Source organism: Curtobacterium pomorum, from assembly GCF_044497295.1.
In the GTDB taxonomy this organism is placed as follows: domain Bacteria; phylum Actinomycetota; class Actinomycetes; order Actinomycetales; family Microbacteriaceae; genus Curtobacterium.
This window is the reverse complement of record NZ_CP172409.1, coordinates 296,552-316,019: the sequence shown is the minus strand read 5'-3', so window position 1 is coordinate 316,019 and position 19,468 is coordinate 296,552. Positions and strand designations below refer to the sequence as shown.

The 19,468-nt window shown below is 71.7% G+C and carries 20 protein-coding genes; 7 read left to right on the top strand and 13 right to left on the bottom strand.

Going from position 1 to position 19,468, the window contains the following annotated elements:
* Positions 1-23: 23 nt before the first annotated feature.
* From ACGH48_RS01570 to ACGH48_RS01540, 7 genes are all read right to left on the bottom strand, one after another.
* Positions 24-581 (bottom strand): TetR/AcrR family transcriptional regulator, encoded by a 558-nt coding sequence (locus ACGH48_RS01570; RefSeq protein ID WP_340195998.1) that lies wholly within the window; start codon positions 579-581, stop codon positions 24-26.
* A gap of 8 nt (positions 582-589) precedes the next feature.
* Positions 590-2,110, bottom strand: coding sequence for an MFS transporter (locus ACGH48_RS01565; protein WP_396289942.1), 1,521 nt, complete (start codon positions 2,108-2,110; stop codon positions 590-592).
* 69 nt (positions 2,111-2,179) lie between these two features.
* Positions 2,180-2,830: a DNA alkylation repair protein gene (locus ACGH48_RS01560; protein ID WP_396289941.1), complete on the bottom strand. Its 651-nt coding sequence runs from the start codon at positions 2,828-2,830 to the stop codon at positions 2,180-2,182.
* A gap of 116 nt (positions 2,831-2,946) precedes the next feature.
* A complete protein-coding gene (locus ACGH48_RS01555) occupies positions 2,947-4,143 on the bottom strand; it encodes a peptidoglycan DD-metalloendopeptidase family protein (RefSeq protein WP_123310787.1) in 1,197 nt (398 codons plus the stop codon).
* 123 nt (positions 4,144-4,266) lie between these two features.
* On the bottom strand, positions 4,267-4,743 hold the full coding sequence (locus tag ACGH48_RS01550; protein WP_111085859.1) for an SRPBCC domain-containing protein: 477 nt from the start codon (positions 4,741-4,743) through the stop codon (positions 4,267-4,269).
* On the bottom strand, positions 4,740-5,138 hold the full coding sequence (locus tag ACGH48_RS01545; protein WP_123310789.1) for a helix-turn-helix transcriptional regulator: 399 nt from the start codon (positions 5,136-5,138) through the stop codon (positions 4,740-4,742). The genes ACGH48_RS01550 and ACGH48_RS01545 overlap by 4 nt, the downstream gene beginning before the upstream one ends.
* 78 nt (positions 5,139-5,216) lie before the next feature.
* Positions 5,217-5,972 (bottom strand): helix-turn-helix domain-containing protein, encoded by a 756-nt coding sequence (locus tag ACGH48_RS01540; RefSeq protein ID WP_123310791.1) that lies wholly within the window; start codon positions 5,970-5,972, stop codon positions 5,217-5,219.
* Between the two features lie 76 nt (positions 5,973-6,048).
* On the opposite strand from ACGH48_RS01540, the gene ACGH48_RS01535 reads away from it, so the two are divergent.
* Both ACGH48_RS01535 and ACGH48_RS01530 read left to right on the top strand, forming a co-directional pair.
* Positions 6,049-6,867 carry a sulfite exporter TauE/SafE family protein gene (locus tag ACGH48_RS01535; RefSeq protein ID WP_123310793.1) on the top strand — a complete coding sequence of 273 codons (819 nt, stop codon included), beginning with the start codon at positions 6,049-6,051 and terminating at the stop codon, positions 6,865-6,867.
* Between the two features lie 29 nt (positions 6,868-6,896).
* On the top strand, positions 6,897-8,774 hold the full coding sequence (locus ACGH48_RS01530) for a gamma-glutamyltransferase family protein (RefSeq protein ID WP_396289939.1): 1,878 nt from the start codon (positions 6,897-6,899) through the stop codon (positions 8,772-8,774).
* Between the two features lie 109 nt (positions 8,775-8,883).
* Here ACGH48_RS01530 and ACGH48_RS01525 read toward each other — a convergent pair whose 3' ends face one another.
* Positions 8,884-9,927: an NAD(P)-dependent alcohol dehydrogenase gene (locus ACGH48_RS01525; RefSeq protein WP_396289938.1), complete on the bottom strand. Its 1,044-nt coding sequence runs from the start codon at positions 9,925-9,927 to the stop codon at positions 8,884-8,886.
* A gap of 266 nt (positions 9,928-10,193) precedes the next feature.
* On the opposite strand from ACGH48_RS01525, the gene ACGH48_RS01520 reads away from it, so the two are divergent.
* The 3 genes from ACGH48_RS01520 (at position 10,194) to ACGH48_RS01510 (ending at position 12,451) form a co-directional block, all read left to right on the top strand.
* Positions 10,194-10,634: an OsmC family protein gene (locus ACGH48_RS01520; RefSeq protein WP_111085865.1), complete on the top strand. Its 441-nt coding sequence runs from the start codon at positions 10,194-10,196 to the stop codon at positions 10,632-10,634.
* Between the two features lie 94 nt (positions 10,635-10,728).
* On the top strand, positions 10,729-10,872 hold the full coding sequence (locus ACGH48_RS01515) for a hypothetical protein (protein WP_396289937.1): 144 nt from the start codon (positions 10,729-10,731) through the stop codon (positions 10,870-10,872).
* Positions 10,873-10,930: 58 nt separating this feature from the next.
* The gene (locus tag ACGH48_RS01510; protein ID WP_396289936.1) at positions 10,931-12,451 is read left to right on the top strand and encodes a threonine/serine exporter ThrE family protein; all 1,521 of its coding nucleotides are present in this window, start codon (positions 10,931-10,933) and stop codon (positions 12,449-12,451) included.
* Positions 12,452-12,461: 10 nt separating this feature from the next.
* On the opposite strand, the gene ACGH48_RS01505 is transcribed toward ACGH48_RS01510, so the two are convergent.
* The gene (locus ACGH48_RS01505) at positions 12,462-13,145 is read right to left on the bottom strand and encodes a TetR/AcrR family transcriptional regulator (protein ID WP_340196004.1); all 684 of its coding nucleotides are present in this window, start codon (positions 13,143-13,145) and stop codon (positions 12,462-12,464) included.
* Between the two features lie 173 nt (positions 13,146-13,318).
* On the opposite strand from ACGH48_RS01505, the gene ACGH48_RS01500 reads away from it, so the two are divergent.
* Positions 13,319-13,636, top strand: coding sequence for a hypothetical protein (locus tag ACGH48_RS01500; protein WP_148061697.1), 318 nt, complete (start codon positions 13,319-13,321; stop codon positions 13,634-13,636).
* A gap of 131 nt (positions 13,637-13,767) precedes the next feature.
* On the opposite strand, the gene ACGH48_RS01495 is transcribed toward ACGH48_RS01500, so the two are convergent.
* A complete protein-coding gene (locus ACGH48_RS01495; protein ID WP_222659239.1) occupies positions 13,768-14,709 on the bottom strand; it encodes an SDR family oxidoreductase in 942 nt (313 codons plus the stop codon).
* 199 nt (positions 14,710-14,908) lie between these two features.
* Here ACGH48_RS01495 and ACGH48_RS01490 point away from each other — a divergent pair, with 199 nt between their 5' ends.
* Complete coding sequence (locus ACGH48_RS01490) at positions 14,909-15,640, top strand: hypothetical protein (protein ID WP_123310807.1); 732 nt, start codon at positions 14,909-14,911, stop codon at positions 15,638-15,640.
* A gap of 1 nt (position 15,641) precedes the next feature.
* On the opposite strand, the gene ACGH48_RS01485 is transcribed toward ACGH48_RS01490, so the two are convergent.
* From ACGH48_RS01485 to ACGH48_RS01475, 3 genes are all read right to left on the bottom strand, one after another.
* On the bottom strand, positions 15,642-16,424 hold the full coding sequence (locus ACGH48_RS01485; protein WP_396289934.1) for an endonuclease/exonuclease/phosphatase family protein: 783 nt from the start codon (positions 16,422-16,424) through the stop codon (positions 15,642-15,644).
* A 35-nt stretch (positions 16,425-16,459) separates the two neighbouring features.
* Positions 16,460-17,953, bottom strand: a complete 1,494-nt coding sequence (locus tag ACGH48_RS01480; protein WP_123310811.1) for an LCP family protein — start codon at positions 17,951-17,953, stop codon at positions 16,460-16,462.
* A gap of 88 nt (positions 17,954-18,041) precedes the next feature.
* Positions 18,042-19,394, bottom strand: coding sequence for an MFS transporter (locus ACGH48_RS01475; RefSeq protein ID WP_123310813.1), 1,353 nt, complete (start codon positions 19,392-19,394; stop codon positions 18,042-18,044).
* Between the last annotated feature and the right edge of the window lie 74 nt (positions 19,395-19,468).

Below are 19,468 nucleotides of genomic sequence, written 5' to 3'. Positions count from 1 at the left end.
CACCGGGCCTCCTGGCCGGGTCGTCAGGCGGGTTCTGCCAGGGCGAGCAACGCGTCGCGGGTGACCGCGAGCTCGCGTGCGTCGAGGTAGGGCGGCATCGCGGCTGCGGCCGCGAGCCCCTCGGCCGCGTGCCGGACGACCAACGTGCGGTCCTCGGGCAGGCCGTCGCGCGCGAACATCGTGCGCCAGTCCTCGGCGTCGGCCGCGACGACCGCCTCGACCCCCGGCACCGCCATCAGCCCGGTCCAGTGCGACGTCGGCGAGAAGACCTCCATCGCCCGCTCGCTGCCGCCGGACAGGGTCCGGACGTAGGCGCGGAGGACCTTGCCGGGGCGGTTCTCGGCCAGGTCGACGTGCCGCAGCACCTCGTCCTTGAACGTCGCGAGACCGTGCGCCGCGACGGCGAGGAGCAGCTCGTCCTTCGACGGGAAGTGGTGGAGCAGGCCGCTCTTCGAGACGCCGGCGTCCGCGGCGATCTCGGCGACGCTCACCCGGGTACCGCGTTCGGCGAGCAGGCGCTCGGCGGCCTCGAGGACCGCCTGGCGGGTCCGCTCACGGTCGCGTGTCCCGTCAGCGCTCATGACGACCCTCAGTGCTCATGCGGTCCATCCTGCCGGTTGGGGATGACCCGGAGCGCGACCGCAGCGGCGACGGCGAGCGCGACGGCGGCGCAGATCGACGCGAGCTGCATGCCGCCGGTGAACGCTGCACGTGCGTGGTCGAGTACCGGCGACCCCGGCTGCAGCACCTGGCTCGCCGATGCCAGCGACTCCCGGACCCGGTCCGCGACCCCCGTTGCCAGGCCGTCGCCCGTCAGGTCGAGGTTCGACCGGTAGAACGCGGTCTGCAGCGACCCGAGGACCGCGATGCCGAGCGCGACGCCGAGCTCGTACCCGGTCTCCGAGATGGCCGAGGCCGCACCCGCACGCTCCCGGGGTGCCGCGGCGACCACTGCGTCGGTGGCCAGGGTCATCGACACCCCGACGCCCAGGCCGACCACCGCGAGCGCGATCGCGATGCCCCAGTACGTCGGCAGCCCCTCGGCGACCGCGAGGCCGGCCATGCCGACGGCGGCGACCGCCAGGCCGAGGCCGATCGACCGCCCGGGTCCGACCCGCCGGGACAGCAGTCCGATGATCGCGATGACCGCGATCGAGGCGAGGGTCGCCGGCAGCTCGGCCGCGCCCGCGAGCAGTGGCGTGAACCCCCGCACCAGCTGCAGGTACTGCGAGAAGAAGAACAGCAGGCCGCTCAGCGCGAAGACCGACAGCGAGTTCGCGACCACGGCGCCCGAGAACGCCGGGATCCGGAACAGCTGCAGGTCGATGAGCGGCGTCGTCAGGCGCTTCTGCCGGCGGACGAACCACCAGCCCGCACCGATGCCGAGGAGCGCCGTCAGGGGCACCGTCCAGTCGAACCCGTGCCCCGCGACGTGCTTCACCGCGTACACGAGCGGCACGATCGCCAGCACCGAGAGCACGGCGGACAGCAGGTCGATCGGGGTGCGCGAACCGCCCTTGGACTCGGGCAGCAGGATCGCGCCGGCGATCACGATCACGATGATGACCGGGATGTTGATGAGGAAGACCGAGCCCCACCAGAAGTGCTCGAGCAGCGCACCGCCGACGAGCGGCCCGGCGGCGGCGCCACCCGTCGCACCCGCCGACCACACCGCGATCGCGGTGGTGCGCTGCCGGGCGTCACGGAAGATCGTGCGCACCAGCGACAGGGTCGACGGCATCAGGGTCGCGCCGGCGATGCCGAGCAGCGCCCGTGCAGCGATGAGCAGTTCGGGCGTCTGTGCGAACGCCGCCGCTGCGGACGCCAGGCCGAACGCGACCGAACCAATGAGCAGCAGGCGCTTCCGGCCGATCCGGTCTGCGACGTTGCCCATCGTGACGAGCAGTCCGGCGAGCGCGAACGAGTAGACGTCGCCGATCCAGAGCACCTGCGTCGCGGTCGGGTCCAGGTCGGCGGTGAGCGACGGCACGGCAAGGGCCAGCACGGTGCCGTCGATCGCGAGCAGCACCACCGCGAGGGTGAGGACGCCGAGCGACGCCCACTCCCGGACGGAGGCGCGGTGGGTCGGGGTGGTGCTGGTTTCGGTCACCCGGAGACTTTAACCGACCACATGGTCGGTAGAGCCGACTGCACAGTTGGTTGCCAGCGTCGTTCGTGTTCAGCCCCGCAGGCGGTCGCGTTCTGCCGGCGGCAGGTGCTCGGTCGCCGTCTGACGAGCCGCGGGTGTCAGGAACCTCGCGCTCTTCTCGAGGAACGCCACGAGCGCCGGCTCCGACGCCCGCTTGCCGGTCTCCCGCAACACCCACCCCAGCGCAGACTGCACGGTGTCACTCCGCTCCCGCACCAGGCGTCCGGCGATCCCGAGCGGCACCTCGGCGCCGCCCTGCTTCACGAACGCCAGGGTCGCCACGATCGCGATCCGCCGCACCATCGCCACATCGGACTTCACGAGCGCGAACAGCGGGCCCGTCGAGCTGCCCACGAGCGGTGCGCCGACGAGCTCCTCGGCCGCCAGGTCGACCAGCACCGGGTCGTCGAACCGCTCGGCCTTCGCCGCCGACAGGTACTCCTCGGTCAGCTCCGGATCGGGGTGCTCGCGCATCGCCTGCACCAGGAGCAGCACCGCGACGAGCTTCGCCCCGTCGTCCTCGCTCCACAGCAGCGCCGACCGCTCACCGTCGTCGAGCCCCTGGAACTGCCGTGCGACCCGACGCGCTGCCGCGACGCCGCCGTCGGTGCGTGCGAACGCCGCGAGCACGGCTTCCGCGTCGGCCGCGCTGCCAGCCCCGGTCCCGCCGCGCGATGTCATCCGGTCAAGGGTATCCGCGCCGCCCCGCCCGCACTTCGTGAGCAGGAATGGTCGGGTGCCCGAAGGCGACCCGACCATTTCTGCTCACGAAGCTGAACGACGCCACCGGCCGCGGATCAGCGGAAGTGCATGTTCTTCAACGGGTCGACGAGCGTGCCGTTGCGCCGCGTCTCGACGTGCACGTGCGGGCCGGTCGACTGCCCGGTGTTGCCGGACTTCGCGATCTCGGTGCCGAGCTTCACGATCTGGCCCTTCTTCACCTCGATCTTGCTGAGGTGGGCGGTGAGCACCGCGGTCATGCCGTAGGTCACGACGATGTAGTTGCCGTACGAGGCGTCGTTCGCCACCGTCTTGGTCACCTCGCCGGTGCCGGAGCCGTACACCGGGGTGCCGACCGGCACGGGCGCGTCGGTGCCCTGGTGGTAGCGCGGGACGTGCCCGGCACCGCGGTCGTCGCCGTACTTGCCGGTGATCCTCGTCCCGTTGACGGGCCATGCCAGTCCGGTGACGGGCCGGCTCGACCAGACGCGGGTGTCCTTCGACCCGTAGAGCACGACGTTGCCGTCGACCTGCACGAGCAGGTTGCCGGAGCCGGCAGTGCCGGTGCGCGAGGTCCAGAGCGCGACCTTCTTGCGCGATGCGTCACGGGTCCAGATGACGAAGTTGCCCTTGGGCTGCAGCTCGGCCCAGGCGCCGGGGTGCCCGCCGGTCCGCGACTGCCAGACGACACGGCCGCTGACCTTCTGCACCAGGTTGCCGTCGGTGCGCATGTTGAGGATGCGCGTGTTCGTGGTGTCGGAGCGCAGCACGGTGCCGCCGAGCAGTGTGTTCCCCGAGGGGACCCGGTCCTGGTAGGTGGTCCAGTTCACGACGACGGACCTGCCGGCGAGCAGCGCCATGGTGCCGTCCGCGCGGATCTTCAGTGCCGTCGAGTTCGCGGTGCCGGCCGAGGCCCAGCGCGCCAGGCGTTTGCCGTTCTTGGTGATGTCGAGGGCACGGTTCTTGCCGACGACGGCGATCGCGCCGGGCGAACCGGCGGTGTTCGAGGCCCAGAGCACGCGGTTGCCGATGCCGTACTCGACCAGGTTGCCGTCGCCCTGCATGATGAGCTTGAACTGACCGTTCGGCGACGTCACCTGGTCGCCCGGGTTGATCTTCGTGCCGGCGGGTGCCGATCCGACCCACACCGCCGACGCTGCGGCGGGTTCAGCCGTCGCGACGAGGGCACCGGCTGCGAGGGCCAGCACCGTGAGGGCGCCGGCGAAGCGTGGGAGTCGGCGCGCACGTGCGACGGTCGACGGAGTGGTGGTCATGGATCCCCTGACTCGGAACCGACCACGCCACTGCGCGGTCGTTCGGCGCTCGCCCTGTACGAGTCACCGAACGATGTTCGCTTTTCTGCGCGGGGCGCACAACCCCTTGACAGGGGGGTGCGGCTACGGCTGCTGGAAGAACTCCTTCGGTGTCGCCAGCAGTGCTTCGAGCTTGTGGAACGACTGCGTCCAGCCGGCGATGTTCATGTCGCGCATGAACTCGGGGAAGGGTCCCTGCGTCAGGGTGACGATCGTGCCGTCGCCGTCCTCGGCGAACTCGAGCGTCAGGGACAGCGCGGTGCCGTCCTCAACTCCGGGGATGCCGTGCGCGGTCGAGGTGCCGACGATGATCCGGTTCTCCTCGATCTGCTCGAGGGTCGAGGTGACGGGCGACGACCACTCGGCGTTGTCGTTGCTGACCATCGTGAGGTTCCAGGCGCCACCGACCCGCGCGTCGACCTCGACGGTGGCGACGGGGACGTGGAAGCCGAGAGGGCCGAACCAGAGCGCGAGCAGCGCCGGGTCGACGAACGCTCGGTAGACGTCGGCGACGGGGTGGGCGAAGCGGTGGGTGGCGTGGGCGGTGAACTGTTCGGTCATGACTGCTCCTGCGGATCGACGGTGAAGGCGGAACTGGCGGGTGGGGCGGTGGACGGGCCGCCCACCGGGGCGGGCGTGCGCTGGGCGGCGAGCAGGGCCTCCAGTCGGTCGAACCGGCGGTCCCAGTCGGGACGCAACCGGCCCAGCCAGACGCCGAGCTCGTCGACGGCCTCGGGCCGGAGACGACACGTGCGCCACGTGCCGTGCCGCTCGCGCGTGATGAGGCCGGCGCGTTCGAGCACGCCGAGGTGCCGCGAGATCGCCGGGGCGCTGACGTCGAAGGGCTCGGACAGGTCGGAGACGGTCGCCTCACCCTTGCCGAGCCGTTCGACGATGCGCCGTCGGATCGGGTCGGCGAGCGCCGACAGGATGACGTCGGTGTGGTCGAGTTCCATCGTCGCCTCCTCGATGAACCAGACGGTTAATTAACCGTTGAGTTCAGTATGCGTTGGCACCGCTGGGAGCGCAAGGCCTCACCGGAACCGGGACGGCGGGGCCCCGAACGCCTTCGAGAAGGCGGCGGTGAACGCCGCGGGGGTCGCGTAGCCGAGTCGGCCCGCCACCTCCGTCACGGTGCCGCGCCGCAGGGCCGGGAGGCTCGACAACAGTCGCGCACGCACCCGCCAGCTCGCGGGACCCACCCCCGTGGCCGCACGGAAGTGGCGGTCGAGGGTGCGTTCCGAGACGGCCGCCGCACGCGCCCAGTCGGCGTTCGTCACGTGGACGTCGGGCTCGGCCAGGTACGCCCGACACAGGTCGCGCAGGACACCCCGTGGCGGCAGCGAGACGTTCAGCGGGATCGGTGCGACGCGCTGCAGCTCGTGCAGGGCGAGCCGGACGAGGGCGCCGTCCCGGCCGCCGTCGTCGTACGGCACGTCGAGCGCGTTGGCGGCGCGCAGCACCTCGCGCAGCAGGGGCCCGACCTCGACGACGGTGCACCGTGTCGGCCACCAGGGCACGGCGTCCGGCTCGACGTACAGGCTCCAGGTGCTGACGTCGAGCATCCGGACCTCGTGGGGCACCCCGGCCGGGATGAGCACGGCCCGGTCGGTCGGCACCGTCCACGAGCCGTCGTCGGTCTCGACGAGCATCACGCCGCTCGCACCGTAGAGCAGCTGCGCCCGTCGGTGCTCGTGCCGGGCGAGCAGGTGGTCCGGCGGGTAGTCGGTGCCGATCGGCAGGACGTCGAACGGCTGGTGGTCGAACTCGGAGACCGGGACGTTGCGCACACGTCGAGGCTAGGTCTCGATGGAACCTGCCGCACACCCGATCGTCCGCCGTGGTGATCACCGCTGGGATGGAGGCATGTCGTTCATCGTGCTCGTGGTCATCGGGGTCCTGGTCGGGGTCACCACCGTCCTGTTCGGGTTCGGCGGTGGATTCGTCACCGTGCCGATCATCACCGTGGCCGACGCAGCCCTCGGTGGCGACGCCGTCCGGGTGGCCACGGCGACCTCGGCCCTCGTGATGCTGGTGAACGCCGCGGTGGCCACCGTCTCGGCCCGGCGCGGCGCACTCGCACCACTCCGGGGCCGTTCGTCGCTGTTCGTCCTGCTCGGGGTCGGCGGCACGGTCGGGGTGCTCGCCGCACGAGAGGCTCCGGACGCGCTCCTGCGCTGGGGCTTCGTCGTCTACCTCGGGGTCACGGTCGCCGACCTGCTCCTGCGCCCGGGCTTCCTGCGCAGCTCGGCGACGGATCGAGCAGTCGCGACCCGCGGCGGTGGACGCGACCACGGACCGACCCGTACCGGCGTACCGACCGCCACGGGCCTCCCGATCGGTGCGGTCGCGGCGTTCCTCGGCGTCGGCGGCAGCGTGATGACGGTCCCGATGCTGCGCCGGTCCGGTGCCACCATGACGGCGGCGACCACGCTGGCGAACCCCCTCACGCTGGCGATCACGCTGCCCGCAGCCGCGGTGACCATGCTGCTGCCGGCGGTCGTCCCGCACGCCGCGGGACTCGCGGGGGCCGTCGACGTCCGGGCAGCCGTGGCCCTGCTGGTCGGCGCGATGCCGGTCATCGTGCTGCTCCGACGTCGCCCGCCGCACCTGCCCGAGGTCGTGCACGCCTGGGGGTACGTCGCGCTGCTCGTCGCAGCGGGGATCGTCGTGGCCCTGGGCTGAGCAGCGGACCCCGGGGAGAGGATGGGTGCATGCCGACGCCGAACCTCGCCTTCGTCCCGCCCACCACGCAGACCTCGCGCCCGGACCTCCAGGGCACGTTCGGCATGGCGGCCGCGACGCACTGGATCGCGACCGCCACCGCGCAGTCGGTGCTCGAGCGCGGGGGCAACGCCTTCGACGCGGCCGTCGCCGGGGCCTTCGTCCTGCACGTGGTCGAGCCGCACCTGAACGGTCCTGGCGGCGACCTGACGGCGGTGTTCGCGACGGCGTCGGACCCGACCCCGGTCGTGCTCGTCGGCCAGGGCCCGGCACCGGCGGGCGCGACGCCCGAGCACTACCGCTCCGAGGGTCTCGACCTCGTCCCCGGCTCCGGCGCGCTCGCCGCCACCGTCCCGGGTGCCGTCGACGCGTGGCTCCTGCTGCTCCGTGACCACGGCACGTGGGAGCTCGCGGACGTCCTCGCGCCGGCGATCGGCTACGCCCGTGAGGGCCACCCGGTCGCGGCCGGGGTGGTCCGGACGATCACCGCCGTGCAGGACCTGTTCCGTGACCACTGGCCCACGTCCGCCACGCAGTGGCTGCCGGGAGGCACGGTGCCGGTCCCCGGGGACCTGGTGCGCAACGAGACGCTGGCCGCAGTGCTCGACCGGCTCGTCGACGCCGGTGACGGCTCCGGCAGTCGGACCGCGCGCATCGACGCCGCACGGAGCGAGTGGGCCGAGGGCTTCGTCGCCGAGGCGATCGACCGCTTCGTGCGGGAGCCGCACCGACACGCGTCGGGCACCGACCACGCCGGGGTCATCCGCGCGTCGGACCTGGCGGCGTTCCGGGCGTCGTACGAGCCCGCGGCGACGGCGGAGTTCCGCGGCTGCACGATCGCGAAGACCGGGCCGTGGGGTCAAGGTCCGGCGCTCCTGCAGACCCTGCGGCTGCTCGAACCGCTCGACGACGCGCTGCTCGACCCGTCGACGTCGGTCGGCGCACACACCATCGTCGAGGCGCAGAAGCTCGCGCTGGCCGACCGTGAGGCGTTCTACGGCGACGGCGACGTCCCGCTCGACGTGCTGCTGTCCGACGCGTACACCGACGAGCGACGGGCGCTGATCGGCGAACGGGCCTCGGCCGAGCTGCGACCGGGCTCGGTCGCTGGTGTCGAGCACGCGCTGCCGCCGGTCCGGACGTCGTACTCCTCCGGCGACGGCGCTGGTCTCGGCGAACCCACGGTGCAGGTCGCGCGGGACGCCGACCGCGCGCCGGCCACCCCCGTCGTCCCCGTCGAGGACCGCGGCGAGCCGTTCGTGACCCCGGACGGTGGTACCCGGGGCGACACCTGCCACATCGACGTCGTGGACCGCTGGGGCAACATCGTCAGCGCGACGCCGTCCGGCGGCTGGTTGCAGTCGTCGCCGACGATCCCCGAGCTCGGGTTCTGCCTCGGCACCCGACTGCAGATGACCTGGCTGGAGCCGGGCACGGCGTCGACCCTGCGCCCCGGCGAGCGGCCCCGCACGACGCTGACGCCGACCCTGGTGCTCCGTGACGGCGTGCCCGTGGCCGCGCTCGGTTCACCCGGTGGCGACCAGCAGGACCAGTGGCAGCTGCTGTTCCTGCTGCGCTGGATCGTCGGTGGGTACACCCCGCAGCAGGCGATCGACGCCCCGGCGCTGCACACGACGTCGTTCCCTGGGTCGTTCTGGCCGCGCACGTGGGAGCCGGCCGGGCTCGTGGTCGAGGACCGACTCGGCGACGACGTCATCGCGGAACTCGAGGCACGCGGTCACGTCGTCACCCGCGCGGGCGACTGGAGCCTCGGCCGTCTGACGTGCGTGACGCGGGACCCGGCGACGGGTGTGCTCGGCGCCGCGGCGAACCCACGCGGTTCGCAGGGCTACGCCGCCGGCCGCTGATCCGCGCTCGTTCCTTCCCAGAACACTCGCGATGGAAAGCGGAATCGGGCGTACCTGGTCAGAACTTCCGACCAGGTACGCCCGATTCGACCAGGTACGCCGCGAGACGTCAGAGCGTCGGGACGACGACCGCGCGGCCCGAGAGCTCGCCGGCCTCGAGCTTCCGGTACGCCTCGAGCGCGTCGGCCAGCGCGTAGCGCTCGACGTCGGGGACGATCTGCCCGGCGCGGTACATCGCGACGACCTCGTGCAGGTCCTCGATCGTGCCCCAGTAGGTGTTCGTGATCGTCGACTCGTACGGCGTCGCGAAGAAGTTCCACTCGGTGGTACCGCCGGCGATCCCGACGACGGTGAACCGGCCACCGACCGCCATCGAGGCCTGCGCGACCTTGATCGTGGGGGTGGCACCGACGAAGTCGAACGCAGCGTCGACGCCACGACCGCCGGTGATCTCGCGGATCGCGGCGGCCTGGTCCGGCCCGCCGGGCACGGTGATCGCGCCCCGGGCGGCGGCGCGGTCCATGGCGTCCTGCTTCATGTCCGTGGCGATGACCGTGGCGCCGGTGAGCGCTGTGAGGATCTGCACGGCGATCTGCCCGAGGCCACCGAGCCCGACGACGAGTGCGAAGCGGCCGCCACCCGCCAGGTTCGGCAGGGAGTTCTTGATCGCGTGGTACGGCGTGAGCGCGGCGTCGCTGAGCGGTGCGGCGGCGACCGGGTCGGCGTCGCCGAGCGGCACGAGGTTGCGGGCGGGGACGCTCACGTACTCCGCCATGCCGCCGTCCCGCCCGAGACCGATGCCCATGTACGGGTTCGTCGCGGCGTTCTCGCAGTAGGTGTCCTGCCCCTTCGAGCAGTACGAGCAGTGCCCGCAGCCGACCGGCCCGTAGACCAGGTAGGCGTCACCCTCGGTGAACCCGGTCACCCCGTCGCCGACGGCCTCGACCCAGCCGGAGTTCTCGTGCCCGAGGACGAACGACGGGGACTGCGCGCCCGGCTGCCCCTCCTGGAACTCGCGGTACACGGCGACGTCCGAGTGGCACGCACCGGCACCGGCGACCTTGAGGAGCACCTCCCCCGGGCCCGGCGTGGGCTTGGGGACGTCCGTGAGGGACGGGAAGGTCTGGTACTGCTCGAACACGACGGCGCGCATGGGTTCTCCTTGATGTGGACGGCGGGTCGACGGGGATCCGTCGGGCGTCAGGAGGGGTGCGGCGTCGCGGCGGATCGAACGATCCGGTCAGCAATCCTACACCTGTTGCTCTGCGCAACGGGTGTTGCCGAGGACACCAAGGACGCGCGGATCACCGGCGAACCCTGCGTCTTCACCGTGAGCCGGTTGCGAGAACGAGCGTTCTCCGCTTGACTCGGCTGCGACGGTCCCGTCCGGGACCGATCCCCCACACGAAAGGAGCGGCCATGCCCACGCGCACCGCACGCACCGCCTGGAACGGCGGTCTCAACGACGGTTCCGGTCAGGTCGAGCTCTCCAGCTCGAAGGTCGGCACCTACGACGTCTCGTTCCCGAAGCGCGCCGCTGACGAGGCCGGTGGCAGCACCAGCCCCGAAGAGCTCATCGCAGCCGCGCACTCGGCCTGCTACGCCATGCAGTTCTCCGCCGTCCTCGGCGAGGCCGGCGGCACGGTCGAGGCCCTCGACGTCAAGGCCGACGTCTCGCTCGGCCCGGACTCGGCCGGTGGCTTCAAGCTCACCGGCATCGCCCTGACCGTGCACGGCGAGGTCACCGGCATCGACGAGGCGACCTTCCTGAAGGCCGCCGAGGACGCCAAGGCCACGTGCCCCGTCAGCAAGGCACTCACCGGCGTCGACATCACGCTCGACGCGACGTTCGAGCAGTAGGCGAGCGACGCAGGCGACGCCACCACGTGACGGACGGGAGGCCCGGTGCCAGCTGGCACCGGGCCTCCCGTCCGTCGGCACGTACGCTGGCACAATGCGGCGCGCACCGGAGGCCGACTACGCCTTCGTCGCGGGGAGCCTCCCCTGGCAGGCAATGGTGGGCCCGGTCCTCGTGCTGGTGAGCGCGGTCGTCGCGGCGTTCGCACTCGGCCGGCTCAGCGTGCGCCGCCGGAGCTGATCCGAGCGCGTCCAGCGGACGTCCGGACTCGGGGTCCGCGGACTGGCACCATGGCGGGATGGCCGAGCAGCACCCCCCGGGCCCGCACAAGCCGGGCCGCCCACCCCGGCCACGTCGCCGCAGTCTCGCGCAGCACGACCTGCGCGATGCGCGGGCCCGCCTGCGCGGGACGATCTACGAGCACGTGGAGCCCGACGCGAAGGGGCGCGACCAGTACACGGCGACGCAGATCGTCGACTTCTGCCTCGACCTGGCCGAGGTGATGCTCGCCTCCGGCGCCGACACCCGCAGCGTCGAGACCGCCGTCGTCGCGGTGTCGACGAAGTGGAACCTGGCGCCGCTCGACCTCGACTTCTCCGGCAGTTCGGTGACGATCCAGTACGCGCCGGCCGACATCCCGCCGCTCGTGAAGGTCCGGACAGTGAGTTCCGACGGCTCCGACCTGGACCGGTTGGCGCGCGCGAACCAGATCGTCGACGACCTGGTCCACGACGAGCGCGACATGACCTCGGCCGTGAGCGCCCTCGTCGCGGTGCTGCGGATGCCGCCGCGCTGGCCGACCTGGCTCGCCGACGTGGGGCTCTCGATCCTCGGGACCTCGATCGCGATGCAGGCCGGCGGCGGGTGGCGAGCGGGCATCGGGGCGTTCGTGCTGATGTTCGGGATCATCCTGTCCGGGCGCTGGCTGACGGGTCGTGGCTACCCGCAGTTCTTCGTGTCCGGGGCCCAGGGCGCGGTCGCGTCCGTGATCGGCACCCTGGCGATCGGCGCGGGCGTGCTGCACCCGGCGGGGGCCGCCACCATGGTCGCCGCGCTGGTGGTGCTGCTCCTGCCGCACGTCTCGCTCGTGACCTGGGCCCAGGACGCGATCTCCGGCTTCCGGGCGATGGCGGTCGCCCGTGCGTTCTACATCGGGCTGGTCATCGCCGCGATCGTGGTGGGGGTGCCGGCGGGGATCGCGATGACGAAGTGGCTGCACCTCGAGGTCGACCCGTCCGGCATCGTCACCCAGGCGCTGCCGCTGTGGGCCTCGCTCTCGCTCACCGTGGTGTCGGCCGGGGCGAACTGCTTCGTGCAGCAGGCCAGTGCGCGGGTGATCCCCGTCGCCGTGGTGTTCTCGGTGGCCGCCGGTGCCTCGCTGTGGGGCCTGCGGCAGTTGGGGCTGCCGCTGCTCGGCGCGACGTTCCTGGCCGCCGTCCTGCTGGGCGTGCTCTCGACCTACGCGGCGGCACGGATGCGGACCGCGGTCGCGGCGATCGCGGTGCCGGCGTTCTGCGGGGCGCTGCTGCCCGGTGTCGCGGTGTCGAACGCGCTGCTGAACTTCATGTCGGGCTCGTCGAGCGCGGCCCTCGACTTCGTGGCGGCGGTCTCCGTGGCACTCGGGATCGGCGCCGGGCTCGTGCTCGGCGGCCTGTTCGCGACACCGGGCGCGCGCCGGGCGCTCCGTCGGACCCGCCGGGTCGTCGTGCACTCGGTCCACAACGACACGACGGCGCTCCGGGTCATCCGCGACACCGGGTACGACCCCGGCGACGGCTCGGTGCCGCGCGGGTCGCGGTCGGCGTCCGACGGGCGCTGACGGTCCGGGGTCAGATGTCCCAGCTGCCGTCGTCGCCGTCGCTCCACGTCGCGTGCCGGCGTGCGGCGTGCGGTTCGTAGCGTTCCATCCAGCCGCGCTCGAGGCGGGCCACCGCACGGTCGAACGCCGCGACGAGGTCGAGGTCGGAACGGAGCAGGGCCTGCAGCTGCAGCCCCTCGTACAGCGCGATGAGCTGTTCGGCGCCGCGACGGGGTTCCATCGTGTGCGGTGCGCGACCGACCGCGATGTCGCGCTCGAGGCCGCGCTTCACCTGGGCGTAGAAGAGCTGGTACCGCGACCGCAGGTACGTCGCCATCGGGTGCTCGGGGTTGCCCGCGACGGACAGCAGTGCGACCAGCAGGCGCATGAGCGCGGGGTCCTCGGCGTTCGACGCGACGATCGCGCGCAGGAGCTCGACGGTCGAGCCGTCGCCGACCTCCCGGGTGACCTCGTCCATCCGGCCGCCGTTCCAGCGGTCGACGGCGGCGAGCACCAGGCCGTCCCAGGACGGGAAGTGCTGCTCGAGCTCCTCGACGGAGATGCCCATCCGTTCAGCGACCTGCACGGCGCGTGCTTCGTGGAAGGGGACGTCGCGGAGCAGGTCGACGGTGGCCCCCACGATCGTGATCCGGAGGTGCAGGGTCGCCGCCGCGGCCGCTGCGGCCTGCGTGTCGGCGCTGGTGTGTTCGAGCATCGTGCCCTCCGTCGTTCCACGGACGTCCTGTCCGAGGTCGCCCCGACGCCGGGGCACGTCCATCCAAACGCAGAACGGGGGACAACAGAATCCCCGGTACGGGTGTCGGCACATGGGGGGACACGGGAGCGACGCCCAGCGGGTTCGCACGGATCCGTGTGACCATGCCGGGCATGACCCCGAACGACCCCACCGCACAGGGACTCGCGACGATGGCCTCGGCCGGCTTCGAGTTCGGCGGCGACCCGGAGCAGGTCGCGCACGACGTCCGCGCGATGTGGGAGCAGCTCGGCCGCCCCGCCGGCGCGTTCGACGCCGCGGCACGGGCCATCGCGGTGCTGCCGCAACGCCCCGAGGTCCCGATCGTCGACCAGGCACGCCGACGCGCGTTCGAGCACGCGATCGGCATCAACCCGGTCGAGGTCGAACTCGCCGCCGCGCTCTCCGCGCGGGAGCTCCTCGAGCGGATGGCACGCGCCGTCACCTGCTGACCCGTGCCCGCGCGGTCGCCCCGCACGCGAGGAACCAGGTTCCGGACACCACACCGCGCGATCACACGGTGCTGTGTCCGGAACCTGGTTCCGTCGGACTCGTCGGACTCGTCGGACTCGTCGGCGACGCGTTACGGCGTCGGCATCCCGCCGTCGACGTGCAGCGTCTCGCCCACGACGTAGGACGACTCACCGCTTGCCAGGAACACGTAGGCCGGCGCGAGCTCGGCGGGCTGCCCCCAGCGGCCGAGGTAGGTCTGCTCTCCGGCGGACGGCAGCGCCTCGGGCGGCTGGCCACCGGCCGGCTGCAGCGGGGTCCAGATCGGCCCCGGTGCGACGGCGTTGACGCGGATGCCCTTCGGCGCGAGCTGCGCCGCCAGGCCCTTCGCCAGGTTGTTCACGGTCGCCTTCGTGGCCGCGTAGTGCACGAGGTGCGGCGACGGTGCGTAGGCCTGGATCGACGTCGTGTTGATGATCGTGGAGCCCGGCTGCAGGTGCGGCACGGCGGCCTTCGTGATCCGGAAGGTCGCGTAGGCGTTCGTCTTGAAGGTCTCGTCGAACTCCTCGTCGGAGATCTTCGTGATGTCGTCGACGTTCTGCTGCTTGCCCGCGTTGTTCACGAGGATGTCGATCCCGCCGAGCTGCGCCACGGTGTCGGCGACGATCTGCTCGCACACCGCGAGGGACGTGATGTCGCCGGGCAGCGCGACCGCCTTGCGACCGGCGGCCTCGATGAGCGCGACGATGCGGTCGGCGTCCTCCTGCTCCTCGGGCAGGTACGAGATCGCGACGTCGGCGCCCTCGCGTGCGTAGGCGATGGCGACTGCTGCGCCGATGCCGGAGTCGCCACCGGTGACGAGTGCCTTGCGGCCCGCGAGTCGGCCGGAGCCGCGGTAGGTGTCCTCGCCGTGGTCGGCGGGGACGTTCTCCGCCATCTCCGCGTCGGTGCCCGCACCCTCGAGGTACTGCTCGTCCGGCTTCTTGTCGGCGTACATCTTCGTCGGGTCCTGCATGGAGTACTGGTCGAGCGCTGCCTGGTCGAGCCCTGCCTGGTCGTTCTGCTGGTCCGTCATGCCGCCGACGGTACGCAGGGGCGCACCACGGGCCGTCCAGGAGGCTGTCCCCCGGGCGCGCGGACCGGCTGACGTCCGCCGGCCCCACCGGTCCAGGGCCGCACCTGCGTCTTCCTCGATTGTCACGGTCCGGTGACGGCCAGGACCCGATTCGGTAACACCTGTCGTTCTGGACGGGTCGGGGTCGTACCGTCGAACGGTGACTCCTCGGACCCTGCTGGCGCTCGGCGCTGCCGTGCTCGCCTTCTCGGCCGGCGCGCTCGCGTTCGACGGCACCCCCGGGATCGGTGCCGACGCGGCCGTGGCCGCCGAGACCTCACACGACGCCGCCCCGGTGCACGTGTCGAACGCGAAGCTCCGTCGGGTCGACTCGATCGAGCTCGACGCCGAGTCCCTGGTGCTCCGCAACGGCGGGAAGACCGTCGTCGAGTCGTCGATGCGCGACTCCCGGTTGACCGTGAGCCTGCTCGACCGTCTGCTCGGCACCCCGACACGCACCCAGACCGCTGAAGGCGTCGGCGGCGCGTGCTTCCCGGCCGGCACCACGTCGACATGGGGCGGTGCGATCCGGGTCGCGGCCCTGACCACCGAGGCGCGAGCGGGCAACGCCGTCGAGATCCGCGTCCTGCGCGACGAGGTCCGCAGCCGACTCGGTGCACGGATCGAGCTGACCGGCCCCGACGGCGTGCAGGTCGGCGACGACATCGCCGACGAGATCGCCGACGCTCCCCGCTCCGAGCGGGTGTCCTACGGTTCGGACGACTCGCGCGCGTGGCAGCTGCTGCTGCGCGAGGGCTGGGCCGACGACACCTCCGGCGACGACCACCCGAACGATTCCGCCGGCACCAACGGGGTCTCGGCGCTGACGGACGAGACCACGGTCACGGTGCTCGGATCCCCGATGCCCGTGCACGCGCAGCGGAGCTGCTGACTCACACGCGGATCGTCGCGATCACCGGGAAGTGATCGCTGGCGAACCACGTCTCCGGACCGTCGTGGTCGATGACGACGCCTTCGACGCCGGAGACGCCGCGGGTCAGCACCCAGTCGATGCGCTCCGCGGTGTCGACCGGTGGCTGCCAGTCGTTGAACGTCGCGGTCCGGTCCTCCGGGTCACCGGCGAGCAGCCAGGTGTCGTCGAACCCGGCCTCGGCGAAGACGCGTGACGCGGCGCCGGCGCCGGCCGGCTCGTTGCAGTCACCGGCGAAGACGACGGGACCGGTCTCCCGCGCGAGCCGTTCGACGATCAGCGCCGCGCTCTTGCCGCGCACCTCGTCACCGTGCTCACCCGGCTCGTGGTCCAGGTGCGTGGTGAGCACCGTGACGGCCGGGCCGTCGGTGTCCAGGAACACGGCGTGGTTCGCGATCCGTGGGTACAGGCTGTCCCACGTGTTCGAGACCGGTTCGTCCGGGGTGTCCGACAGCCAGAACGAGCCCTCGTCGGTCGGCCGGAAACGGTCGCGTCGGTAGAACACCGCCGGGTGCTCGCCAGCGGTGCCGCCCTCGCGGCCCTGTCCGACGTCCGCGTGGTCCGGCAGGCCGGCGCGCAGGTCGTCGAGCTGGTGCGTGAAGGCCTCCTGCACGCAGACCAGGTCGGGGTCGTGCCGTCGGATGACGTCGAGGAGGACGGGGAGCCGGGCCGGCCAGTCGTGCTCCGGGTCCGGGTTCTTGATGTTGTAGGTCATCAGGACGATCGGACGCGCTGCGCTGCTCACCCCTCGAACCTAGCGAGGAAGTCCCGGCCGTGGCCTCAGTTGATGCAGGTGCCCTCGGTGCCGTAGTTGTGCACGTCGGTCGACTTCGGCGCGGGCTCCTTCGTCGCCTGCTTGCTCGGCTTCGACCCGGAGCCGGTGCTGGCGGGCTTCGACGCCGTCGCGCTCGGCTCGCTCGCGGCCTTCGCCGTCTTGCCGTCGGTGCCGAGCACGAGCGTGACGCCGGTGACCGCGCTGGTGCGGACGGCGACGGAGCCGGGCACGGCCGCCGCGATCGCCTTCGCCTGCGACTCCTGGCCGGCCGGGTACTGCACCTGCGTGACCTTCGTGGTGGCCGAGGAACCGGCCGGTGCGACCTGGAACCCGCGGCTGGTCAGGACCTGACCGGCCGTGGTCGCGGCACCCTCGACACCGCTGCCGTTCAGCACGGTGACCGAGGTGTTCGCCGGCTGGGCGCGACCGGCCTTGGCGTAGGCCTCCGGTTCACCGACGAGGCCCTGCACGAAGGCGGGCAGGCCGACGGTGTCGACCTCGACGATGGACAGCGCCGAACCGTTGACGTAGACGGTCGGTGTGCCGAGAGTCGGGATCGTGGCCGACTGGATGTTCGCGGGTCGCAGGTTGCGCATCTGCGAGGCGAGGTCGATCAGGTTCGTGTCGGTCTGGATCGACCCCCCGACGGCCTTGAGGATGTTGCCCATCTTGACCGGGTTGAGCAGCGTGCCGGCGGAGGTGACCTTCCGGGCCTCCTGCGACAGGAAGTACTGCTGGCGGACGTTGCGGTCGAGGTCGCCGTTCGGCAGGCCGTGGCGCTGACGGACGAAGGACAGGGCTTCCTTCGCGTTCAGCGAGGACTTGCCGGCCGGCAGGTCGACGCCGGAGTACGGGTCGTTGGTCGCCTGGTTCAGGCAGACCTCGACCGGCCCGAGCTCCTTGACGACCTGGTAGAAGCCGAGCAGCGAGACACGGACGTAGTGGTCGATCTGCAGACCACTCAGGTTCTCGATGGTCTTGATGAGCATCTTCGCACCACCGGTGTCGCCGCCACCGTTGAGCGTGCCGTAGTAGAAGGCGCTGTTGAGCTTGCCCTTGCCCACGTCCGGGATGTCGACGTACGAGTCACGCGGGAACGAGATCATCGTCGCCTGCGAGCCGTCGGCGTTGATGTGCAGGACGATCATCGTGTCGGTGTTGGTCGCACCGCCGTCCGACGTCGTGCTGAGTTCCGCCATCTGCTCGGGGGTGGCGTTGTCCGGCCGGTGGTCGTCACCGACGAGCAGGATGTTCTGCGCCTTGCCGTCGACGTCGTCCTTCGTGTCCTTCTTGCCGGTGATCGCGTTGACGATCGTGACCCCGCCGGACAGCTGGTTGTACGCGTACGCCGCGTAGCCACCGCTCAGCAGGACGGCCATGGTGAGCACGCCCGCGATCGCCGGGAACACCACACCCGCTCGTCGCTTCTGGCGCCCGTGGCGCGGCGTCACGGCACCGCGGCGCGCGGGCTCCGTCGTCTGCTCGGGTTCGTTGCTCACCGGGAAACCATAACCGCAGCGCGCGCAGGGGACATGGAATCCGCCTGGAAGGTCACTCCACAGCCCCTGCGACGGGCCCGCGCTCGGCTCACTCGGCGACGAGTCCCTGCTTGTGCGTCTCGCGTGCGCGGAGCACCGTCACACCGGTGATCGCGGCGGCCGCCATCACGTAGAAGGCCGGCGCGAAGGTGTTCCCCGTCGCGCTGATCAGCCACGTGGCGAAGTACGGCGTGATGCCGCCGAAGAGCGCCACGCTGATGTTGTAGGCGATGCCCATCGACCCGTAGCGGATCGCGGTCGGGAACAGTTCGGCCATCGCGGCGCTCACCGCTCCGTCGAACGCCGCCATGAACAGGCCGAGCAGCACCATCGCGGCTGCGGCCGCCCAGAAGTTGCCGGCGTCCATGAGCATGAGCGTCGGGTACGTCAGCACGAGGAACCCCGCGCAGCCGGCGAGCATGACGGGCTTCCGGCCGATCTTGTCGGACAGCAGGCCGAAGAACGGGACGAGGCCGGCGATCACCAGGAAGCCGATGACGACGACGCCGTACGACACCAGCGGCGAGTACCCGAGGTCCGCCTGCAGGTAGGAGGGCATGAAGGTCTGCAGGATCCAGTGGCCGACGGCCTTGAGGACGACGAACCCGACGCAGAAGAGCAGGGCCTTCCAGCCGGTCCGGAGCGAGCGGCGCAGGGGGTTCGCGGCGACCTCGCCCTTCGCCTTGAGCGCGCGGAACTCCGGGGTGTCCTCGAGCTTGGTGCGCAGGTACAACCCGACCAGGCCGAGCGGCACCGCGACGAGGAACAGGACGCGCCACCCCCACGACTCGAGAGCTCCGTCCCCGGCGAGCGCCGTGAACAGGAAGACCAGGCCGCCACCGACGATGAATGCGGCGAACCCGAAGACGTCGATGAAGCTCGTCACGAAGCCGCGCCGGTTCGACGGGGCGTACTCCGCCAGCAGGGTCGTCGCCCCGGCGCCCTCGCCACCGGCGGCGAACCCCTGCACCAGACGCACCACGACGAGCAGGATCGGTGCGAGCATCCCGACGCTCTGGTAGGTCGGCAGGATGCCCATCACGGCGGTCGCGCCGCTCGTGATGAGGATGACCGTCGCCAGCGTGGTCTTCCGGCCGACCCGGTCGCCGAGCGAGCCCCAGAACAGCCCGCCGAGCGGACGCATCACGAAGCCGGCGCCGAACACGGCGAAGGCCGACAGGAGTGCGACCTGCGGATCGCCCTGCTTGAAGAAGTACAGCGAGATGACGGTCGCCAACGTGCCGTAGAGGCCGAAGTCGAACCACTCGACGAAGTGACCGACGCCCGCGGCGACGATCACCTTCCGCATGCCCTGGCGGCGTGCGTCGTCGCCCAGGGCCACCTGGACGTCGGGGGCGGTGGCGGCATCGACGCTGGCTTGCGTCCGGGTTCCGTCGCTCATGGGTTGGGCCTCACACTTCGTTGTCGAGAATTCGTTGACGATAGCACTCGCCGGGCACACATTGCCACACAGTG